Origin of the sequence: Mesorhizobium sp. M7A.F.Ca.CA.002.15.2.1 (assembly GCF_003998715.1) — a bacterium.
Lineage (GTDB): Bacteria > Pseudomonadota > Alphaproteobacteria > Rhizobiales > Rhizobiaceae > Mesorhizobium > Mesorhizobium ciceri.
Genome location: NZ_RZPI01000189.1, coordinates 1 through 8,468, shown reverse-complemented (window position 1 = coordinate 8,468; position 8,468 = coordinate 1). Strand labels below are relative to the sequence as shown.

8 protein-coding genes and 1 pseudogene are annotated in these 8,468 nt (G+C 64.4%); 5 read left to right on the top strand and 4 right to left on the bottom strand.

What is annotated here, in order from left to right; all coding sequences use genetic code 11:
* The 5 genes and pseudogenes from ENZ74_RS35090 to ENZ74_RS13210 all read left to right on the top strand — a co-directional run.
* A pseudogene (locus ENZ74_RS35090) lies at positions 1-145 on the top strand (uroporphyrinogen-III synthase); the annotation flags it as partial.
* Positions 146-254: 109 nt separating this feature from the next.
* Complete coding sequence (locus tag ENZ74_RS13225) at positions 255-1,727, top strand: COG4223 family protein (RefSeq protein ID WP_063169516.1); 1,473 nt, start codon at positions 255-257, stop codon at positions 1,725-1,727.
* Positions 1,728-1,737: 10 nt separating this feature from the next.
* A complete protein-coding gene (locus ENZ74_RS13220; RefSeq protein WP_063169515.1) occupies positions 1,738-3,342 on the top strand; it encodes a heme biosynthesis protein HemY in 1,605 nt (534 codons plus the stop codon).
* 36 nt (positions 3,343-3,378) lie between these two features.
* Positions 3,379-3,858: a TerB family tellurite resistance protein gene (locus tag ENZ74_RS13215; RefSeq protein ID WP_013528912.1), complete on the top strand. Its 480-nt coding sequence runs from the start codon at positions 3,379-3,381 to the stop codon at positions 3,856-3,858.
* A 15-nt stretch (positions 3,859-3,873) separates the two neighbouring features.
* On the top strand, positions 3,874-4,587 hold the full coding sequence (locus tag ENZ74_RS13210; RefSeq protein WP_024503038.1) for a glutamine amidotransferase: 714 nt from the start codon (positions 3,874-3,876) through the stop codon (positions 4,585-4,587).
* A gap of 100 nt (positions 4,588-4,687) precedes the next feature.
* On the opposite strand, the gene ENZ74_RS13200 is transcribed toward ENZ74_RS13210, so the two are convergent.
* The 4 genes from ENZ74_RS13200 to ENZ74_RS13185 all read right to left on the bottom strand — a co-directional run bounded on the left by ENZ74_RS13200 (position 4,688) and on the right by ENZ74_RS13185 (position 8,236).
* Positions 4,688-4,996 (bottom strand): NIPSNAP family protein, encoded by a 309-nt coding sequence (locus tag ENZ74_RS13200; RefSeq protein WP_063169514.1) that lies wholly within the window; start codon positions 4,994-4,996, stop codon positions 4,688-4,690.
* 51 nt (positions 4,997-5,047) lie between these two features.
* Positions 5,048-6,286 carry an MFS transporter gene (locus ENZ74_RS13195; protein WP_063169513.1) on the bottom strand — a complete coding sequence of 413 codons (1,239 nt, stop codon included), beginning with the start codon at positions 6,284-6,286 and terminating at the stop codon, positions 5,048-5,050.
* 162 nt (positions 6,287-6,448) lie between these two features.
* A complete protein-coding gene (locus ENZ74_RS13190; RefSeq protein WP_063169512.1) occupies positions 6,449-7,549 on the bottom strand; it encodes a pyridoxal phosphate-dependent aminotransferase in 1,101 nt (366 codons plus the stop codon).
* 225 nt (positions 7,550-7,774) lie between these two features.
* Positions 7,775-8,236, bottom strand: coding sequence for a MucR family transcriptional regulator (locus ENZ74_RS13185; RefSeq protein ID WP_013528917.1), 462 nt, complete (start codon positions 8,234-8,236; stop codon positions 7,775-7,777).
* Between the last annotated feature and the right edge of the window lie 232 nt (positions 8,237-8,468).

The window sequence follows — 8,468 nt, the reverse complement described above, 5'->3', positions numbered from 1 at the left end:
GCGCGGTCTCTTCGAAAAAACATGGGTTTTTGCGCTTTCCACGCGGATCGCCGCAGCCTTCGACGATGCCGCCGGCGAAAGGATCCGCATTGCCGCGCAACCTGACGAGGAGGCATTGCTGGCGCTTTTGCAGGCGCCGCGCTGAGCCGCGTCATCACACCGCCCCTTTTCACCGCTTGGTGATGTGCTAGACCCTTTCTGAACCATCATGCGCCGCCAGGCGTTGAGACGAAGCGAATGTGCGGAGCCCAGGCATGGTCAAGACGCCGAAGATGCGACACTCGAAAAGCCGCCGCGAGCCGGTGACCATCGATCTCGAGCCGGGCGCCGTCTCACGCATCGCCGACGAGGACGCCGCCACGCAGGAGGCGCAGACAGACGAGGCGAAGGCCGAGGAAGCAGCGAACGCTTCGCAGCCCGAGGTTCCCGAAGAGCCGGTTCATGCCGACCAGACCGATCTCGAGCCGTGGGAGCATGCCGATGGCGCCGCAGGTGCGGAAGGGCAAGCGCCGGCGCATGGCGGAGCCAAAGCCGCCGAGCCAGAGCTGCCTTATCCCGGTTCGGATGCGCCGCCCAACCGCGCCAAAACCTTCGACTACAGTTTCGACGACGCGTCGGCAGCGCAGACCGACGGCAACAAGGCAAAAGCCGAGACACAGGACGAGAAAATGGCGCCAGCCCCTGAAAAGCGTGGCGGCCTCAACGGCATCGCCGCCGGCATCATCGGCGGCGTCATCGCGCTGGTCGGCGCCGGCGGGCTGCAATTTGCCGGCCTGCTCGGCGCGCCGGGCTCCGGCGCCAGCGTCTCGCTCGATGGCGTCAATGGCGACATCGCCTCGCTGAAGACCGAAATCGCCGGCTTGAAGGACGCCGGCGGCAACGGCGATGCAGCGGCGAAGATGGTCGGGCTGTCCTCGGGCCTGGAGCAGGTCAAGGCTGATGTCGCGGCGCTGAAATCGGCTGTCGAGAAAGGTGGAGCAGGCGACGCGGCCGGCGTCACCGCACTGGGCGACAAGGTCGCGCAGATCGAGACGGCGGTCGCCGCCCTCGGCAAGGCGGGCAGCGCGGCGCCGGTCGATCTTGGTCCGCTCACCGAAAAACTGGCAGGCCTCGACGCGCAGGTGAAGTCGGCCGGCGAGGCGGCTACCGCGCAGGATGGCCGGCTGAAAGCGCTGGAGCAGTCTGTGTCGCAGCTGTCCGGCAAGGTCGAGGCGGCGGCGGGACAGCCGAAGATCGCGCTTGCCATCGCGGCGTCGGCCTTGAAGGCGGCGCTTGAGCGTGGCGGGCCGTTTTCGGCCGAACTCGAAACCCTCGCCGCGATTTCGCCTGATGCGCCGCAGCTTGCGGCACTGCGCCCCTATGCCGAAAAGGGCGTTCCAACCCGCGCCGAGATCGCATCGCAGGCTGATGCCGCCGCCAATGCCATGGTCACGGCGGCGACGCCTGTCGATGAGAATGCCGGCTTCGTTCAGAGCCTTCTGTCGAGCGCGCAATCGCTGGTCAAGGTCAGGCCGATCGGCGCCGTCGAAGGCGCCGGCGCACCGGAAACCGTCGCGCGCATGGAGGCGGCGGTCAACCAGGGCGACTACGCCAAGGCACTCAGCGAGTATGAAACGCTGCCCGAGGCCGCCAAGGCCGCGGGCGCCGACTTTGCCGGTAAGCTGAAGGCGCGCATCGAGGTCGAGACCCAGGTCGATGCGCTGATCTCGGGCGCGATGAAGGCATGAGGGCAACACAATGATCCGCCTGCTCGCCTTCCTCATCGTCGTTTTCGCGCTCGGGCTGGGCTTTGCCTGGCTGGCCGACCGGCCGGGCGACATGGTCGTCACTTTCAACGGCTATCAATACCAGGTCAGCCTGATGGTGGCGGCGGTGGCTGTCGTTGCCGTGGTCGCTGCGGTGATGATCCTGTGGTGGCTGCTCAAGTCGCTGTGGAACAGCCCCTACACCATCTCGCGCTATTTCCGTGTCCGCCGCCGCGATCGTGGCTATCAGGCGCTGTCGACCGGCATGATTGCCGCCGGCGCCGGTGATGGCGCGCTGGCCCGCAAGAAGACCAAGGAAGCCGCCAAGCTGATCCGTTCCGACCAGGAGCCGCTGATCCACCTGCTCGAAGCGCAGGCGTCGCTCCTCGAAGGCGATCATGAAGGCGCGCGGCAGAAATTCGAGAGCATGCTCGAGGATCCCGAAATGCGGCTGCTGGGTTTGCGCGGGCTTTATCTGGAAGCCGAACGGCTCGGCGACCGCAACGCCGCCAGGCATTATGCCGGCCGCGCCGCCGCTGTGGCGCCGCAGCTGGCCTGGGCGGCGGAATCGACGCTGGAAGAGCTGACCGCGCGCGGCGACTGGGACGGCGCCCTGAAACTCGTCGACGCGCAGAAAGCGACACGGCAGATCGAACGCGATGCCGCCAACCGCCGCCGCGCCGTGCTGCTGACCGCCAAGGCGCAGGCGCTTGCCGACAGCGATCCCGCCGCCGCCAGGACGGCGGCGATCGAAGCGAACAAGCTCAGGCCCGATTTCGCGCCTGCCGCCGTGGCCGCCGCGGCCGCACTGTTCAAGCAGAACGATGTGCGCAAGGGCTCGAAGATACTCGAGGCGGCGTGGAAGGCCGAGCCGCATCCGGAGATCGCCGAGCTCTATACCCATGCAAGGCCGGGCGACGCGGTGCTCGACCGCCTCAACCGGGCGAAGAAGCTGCAGGAGATGAAGAAGAACCACGCCGAATCGTCGATGACGGTGGCGCGCGCCGCGCTCGACGCGCAGGATTTCGCGACCGCCCGCCGCGAGGCCGAGGCGGCGATCCGGATGGACCGTCGCGAGGGCGCCTATCTGCTGCTCGCCGACATCGAGGAGGCCGAGACCGGCGATCAGGGCAAAGTTCGGCAGCTGCTGTCCAGGGCGCTGCGGGCGCCGCGCGATCCGGCCTGGGTCGCAGACGGCGTGGTATCGGAACGCTGGGCTCCGGTATCGCCGATCACCGGCCGGCTCGACGCCTTCGAGTGGCGCGCGCCGATGGAGCGTCTTGGCCAGTTGATCGACAGCCATGATGACGCGCCAGCGGGTGCGGCACCGGTTATTGAAGCATTGGCAAAGCCGACGAGCGAAAAAAGGCCGATCGAAGTGATCGACGACGCCGGTGGCGAGACGTCGGCGGGCAAGCAAGCTGAAAGTCGCGAAGAAGATCATGTCAGACCGATCACGGCAGCGGCCTTCGCCGCGGTGCCGAGCGATGCCGAAGGCGTCGAGCCGGCCGAGGAGCTTGCGCGGCTGCCGGACGATCCCGGCGTCGATCCGGACGAGGAAGCGGAGAAATCGCCGCGCCGGTTTCGGTTGTTTTGAGTTGGGCAGGCCGTCAGGCCGTTGGGGTATGGATCTATGTTTGAACGCGTTCTGTCGTTTCTCAGGGATTTGCCGGCCGGTGCCGGCACGCATGCCAGCACGGACGATCCGCGTGTCGCCGCCTCGGCGCTGCTCTACCATGTGATGAACGCCGATGGCGTGCGCCAGGATGTCGAGTGGGAGCGGTTCAAGGCGGTGCTGGCCGAGAGCTATTCGATCAGTGGCGCGGAACTCGAAGCGTTGGCCGCTGCCGGCGAGCGGGCCGACAATGAGGCGATCGATCTCTACGCCTTCACCAGCGTCTTGAAGCGCCATCTCGATGCCGATGCGCGCAAGGCTTTCATCGGCCTGATGTGGGAAATCGTCTATGCCGACGGCGAGTTGCACGAGCTCGAGGACAACACCGTCTGGCGCGTCGCCGAGCTGATCGGCGTCGAACGCCACGACCGCGTCGAGGCGCGCCGCAAGGCGGCGGCGCACGCGCCCGGCGCCACCGGAACATCGAGCGACGAATAGGATCTTCGCCTTCCCATGCCACGCCAGACGAGTTCGAAGCCAAAGATCCTGATCGTGCTGCATCAGGAGAGTTCGAGCCCGGGACGTGTCGGCCACATGTTGCTGGAAGAGGGTTTCGATCTCGACATCCGCCGGCCGCCGCTTGGCGACGCCTTGCCCGAAACACTGGACGACCACGCCGGCACGGTGGTGTTCGGCGGCCCGATGAGCGCCAATGACGACGACGAGTTCGTCCGCCGCGAGACCAACTGGCTGGAAATACCGCTGAGGGAGAACCGGCCATGTCTCGGCATCTGTCTCGGTGCGCAGATGCTGGTCAACTGTCTCGGCGGCAAGGTCGAGGGTCATGGTGAAGGGCTGGTCGAGGTTGGCTGGTATCCCCTGAAGGCGACCGAAGCCGGCAAGCAACTGATGCACTGGCCGGAGATGGTCTACCAGTTCCACCGCGAGGGTTTTTCGCTGCCCAGGGACGCGACGCTGCTGGCGACGGCCGAAACCTATCCCAACCAGGCCTTCCGCTACGGCGACAATGCCTGGGGCATCCAGTTCCATGGCGAACTGACCAGGGTGATGATGCAGCGCTGGGTGGTGCGCGGCGCGCATCGCTTCGAATTGCCCGGTGCCCAGCCCGGCCGCGATCATCTCGGCGGCCGGCTGATCTGGGACATGCATCTCAAGCGCTGGCTGGACGAGTTTTTGCGGATGATCTTCGGCAAGTCGAGCAGATAGCTAAACCGTCGTCTGAACGGATTTCAGGCGACCCGCTTTAGGTCTTTGTCTTCATGCATGTCGTTCTCCCAAAACCGGGGCCACTTTTGGGCGACATGCATTAAGGTTCGAGCACCGGCCGCAGGAAGCTGCGCTCATAGCTGAGAATGCTGCGATTGCGCTTTTCCATTTCGAACACGTCCTGGCATTCCGGGTCGGCAGCCATCCGTTTGCGATAGTCCTCGTAGTCGGCAAGACTCGGAAAGCTGAACATGGCATAGGCGATGTTGCTCGCCCCTTCGCTTGGAAGGAAATAGCCGTGATGGTTTCCGCCGAGGCGGTTGACCAGAGCTATCCAGCGACGACCATAATCTTCGAACTCGGCAAGCTTGTAGGGGTCGATGACGTATTTCAGGTAGCAAGTGATCATGAGAGCTCCTGTGGCATGGGCTAGGCATGTCGGCTGTCAACCGTGGGAAGATCAGTTGCGCCCGTTGAGGTGGCGCACCTTGCGCAGTTGCGGGAACAGCACCACCCACAGGCCCGCGACGGCGATGGCGCCGATGCCGCCGATCACCACGGCCGGCACCGTGCCGATCAGCGCGGCCATCGTGCCGGCCCGGAATTCGCCGACCTCGTTGGAGGCGCCGACAAAGACCTGGTTGACGGCGTTGACGCGGCCGCGCACCTCGTCGGGCGTCCACAGCTGGATCAGCGTCTCCCTGATGTAGACGCTGAACATATCGGTGGCGCCAAGGAAGACCAATGCCACGATCGACAGCCAGGTGATGGTCGACAGGCCGAAAACCACGGTGAAGGCGCCGAACGAGGCTGCAGCGGCCAGCATGATCATGCCCGCGTGGTTGCGAAGTGGATGCCCGGCCAGCCAGATGGCGACGCAAATGGCGCCGATGCTGGGCGCCGAGCGCAGCAGGCCGAGGCCCCACGGGCCGAGCTGGAGGATGTCGCGCGCATAGACCGGCAGCAGCGCCGAGGCGCCGGACAGGAGCACGGCGAACAGATCGAGCGAGATGGCGCCGAGCACGATCTTCTCGCTCCAGATATAGCTGAACCCGCCGAGCAGGTGCTGCATCGTCGGCTTGTCCGACTCGGTGCGCTGCGACGGCTTCGGGATGGTGAAGATCAGCAGCCCGGACACAAGCATCAGGACAGCGGCGGTTCCGTAGGCCGCTTCCGGCGACACGCCGTAGAGCAGGCCGCCGGCGACGGGTCCGACGATGGTCGCCGTCTGCCAGGCCGATGAATTCCAGGCGATGGCGTTGGCGAAATCCTGAGGCGGCACCAGATTGGCGAACAGCGAGGCCGAGGCCGGACCGAAGAAGGCGCGGGCGACGCCGAACATGGCAAGCACGCAGAAGATCGGCAGCGGCCCGCTGATGCCGCGCAGCGCCAGGAACAGCAGCGCCAGCGCGCACATCGCCTCCACCACGACCGCCAGCGCCATGATCAGGCGGCGGCCGAAGCGGTCGGCGGCGACACCGGTGACCAGCACCAGAAGCAGCGACGGCAGGAACTGGACGATGCCGACCAGGCCGAGATCGAGCGGGTCGCGGGTCAAATCGTACATCTGCCAGCCGACCGCGACGGACACGATCATGGTGGCGAATGTGGTGAGGAAACGCGCCGCCCAATAACTCAGGAAGGAGCGGTGGCGGAACGCGGCATAGCGCTGGTCCGGTGATATCTGTTCGGCGGTCATGATTTAAGAGGCCCCATTGCAGTGGCGTCAGCTGGCGGGGCACTTCCACGATGGGCGCTGGTCCGGCTGGCGGAACTTTTAGCTCAGTTCGCCGCGGATATGCGTCAGAATCAGTGCTGGATCAAGGAATTTTCAGCCTGCTCCATCGCCGGCACGCGGAAGTTACTGCCGCAGCGCGACGGAGATGGCGTCGAGGCCGCCGCGCAATTCGGCTTCCGTCGGCCAGCCGAAGCCGACGCGGAAGAAGCGTTTTTCCATCTCGAACCAGTGGCCGGGTCCGACATAGGTTCCATGGTTCTCCAGCAGGTTCGCATAGAACCGGTCGAGGTCGAAGCCGGGTTCGATATCGAGGCGCGGGAAGCCGACGACACCGCCTTCGGGCCTGATCCAGTCGACCAGCGGTTCGCGGTCGATCCAGGCCTGGACGATGTCGCGGCGCTTGGCCATTTCGGGCAGCAGTGTCGCCAGGAAGGCATCCCGGCGCTCGAGCATGCCGCGGGCAATGCCTTCGTCGATGACGCTGCCGCAGATGCCGATCTGTTCCTTTGCGGCGAGGAATTTTTCCTGAAGCACCGCATCCCTGGTGATCAGCCAGCCGATGCGGATGCCGGGAATGCCGAAGGCCTTGGACAATGACGAGACGCTGATCGCCTTTGGGCTCAGTGAGGCAGCCGTCGGCAGCCGCCTGCCGTAGGAGAGGTCGCGATAGGTCTCGTCGACCAGCAGATGGCAGCCGCGAGCCTCGGCAAGCGCCACCAGCGCATCGAGCTCGGCTCGGCTCATCATCGTGCCGGTCGGGTTGTGCGGGCAGGTGACGCTGATCAGCTTCGTGTCCGGCCGAATCGCGGCCTTGACGCGTTCGACGTCGATGGCGAAGCCTTCCTCGAATGCCAGGTCGACAAAGCTGATGGCGCAGCCGATCGCCCTTGGGGTTTCGATGTTGGTGGCGTAGTTGGGCCGGATGACGACGAGATGGTCGTTGGCCGACAAAAGCGAGGTCGAGATGATGAACAGTGCGCCGGCGGCACCGGCGGTGACCAGCACATCATCCGGCGAAATGCCGGCATCCTGCGCCGATATCAGTGCACGCAACTGCTTGTCGCCGCGATGCTCGCCATAGAAAAGCGTGAGATCGGGCAGCGACAGGCCGATGTCGGAGAGCTTCTGGTCGGCGATCGAGCTTTCGGAAAGATTAAAGCGGATACGGTCGTAGCCGTATTCTTCCGGTGCCTCTTTCTCGATCCCCATCCTGGTGTAGTTCATGGCTCACTCCCCAAGAGCAGTTCACCGTTTCACGGAAACGGCGACCCGCTCTAACTCCTTGTTTTTTTACGCAATTCCGGACGGAAAACCGTTTCACACTTTTCCTGGAATTGCTCTAGGAACCCGGCCACCTATCCAAGCCATAAAAATAGGAAGCCGGCCAAGGCGGATTCGCCGGCAGGCTTCTGTTCCAGTCGTCCTAACTGTTGGCTCAGGACTGAATGTTCAGGCCGAGGCCTTGGCCTTCCTGCCCTTGGCGGGCGCCTTGACGGGGGCGGCCTTGCGGCCGAGGCCGATCGACTTCGCCAGCAGCGAACGCGAGGCCGCGTAGTTGGGAGCGACCATCGGATAGTCCGACGGCAAGCCCCATTTGGCGCGATAGGCGTCCGGCGTCAGGCCGAAATGTACACCGATGTGACGCTTCAGCGATTTGAACTTCTTGCCGTCTTCGAGGCAGATGATGAAATCGGGCGTCACCGACTTCTTGGGATTGACCGCCGGGACCAGCGGGGCAGCCACCGGGACCGCAGGCTTGCCGAGCCCGCTTATCGAGGCGCTGACGCTGGCGATGAGGTCGGCCAGGCCGGAGGCAGGCAAGCGGTTCTTCTCGACGTAAGCGGACACGATGTGGGCGGTCAGCTCGAGCAGATCGATGTCTTTACGGGCACTGTTGCTATCGTCGGTCACTCTATTTCTCCGTCTACAGCGAATGACCTGAAAATCGGATTCGACTTCCGGAAAGGATCATGCGCGAAATCAAAATGCTATGGCGTCCTTCGTGCGTCCACGGGACGAATTGGCGTTGTTGTAGCGCGGAATTCCTAGTCGGCAAATCTGCGTATTGCAACGACTTGATGGCAGGTCACACGTTATTTTGAACAACTATATTAAACAATAACAGTATCAGACTATCAGCGCC

Coding starts and splice junctions, on each gene's coding strand:
- ENZ74_RS13225 (WP_063169516.1), top strand. CDS start 255: ATGGTCAAGACGCCGAAGATGCGACACTCGAAAAGCCGCCGCGAGCCG.
- ENZ74_RS13220 (WP_063169515.1), top strand. CDS start 1,738: ATGATCCGCCTGCTCGCCTTCCTCATCGTCGTTTTCGCGCTCGGGCTG.
- ENZ74_RS13215 (WP_013528912.1), top strand. CDS start 3,379: ATGTTTGAACGCGTTCTGTCGTTTCTCAGGGATTTGCCGGCCGGTGCC.
- ENZ74_RS13210 (WP_024503038.1), top strand. CDS start 3,874: ATGCCACGCCAGACGAGTTCGAAGCCAAAGATCCTGATCGTGCTGCAT.
- ENZ74_RS13200 (WP_063169514.1), bottom strand. CDS start 4,996: ATGATCACTTGCTACCTGAAATACGTCATCGACCCCTACAAGCTTGCC.
- ENZ74_RS13195 (WP_063169513.1), bottom strand. CDS start 6,286: ATGACCGCCGAACAGATATCACCGGACCAGCGCTATGCCGCGTTCCGC.
- ENZ74_RS13190 (WP_063169512.1), bottom strand. CDS start 7,549: ATGAACTACACCAGGATGGGGATCGAGAAAGAGGCACCGGAAGAATAC.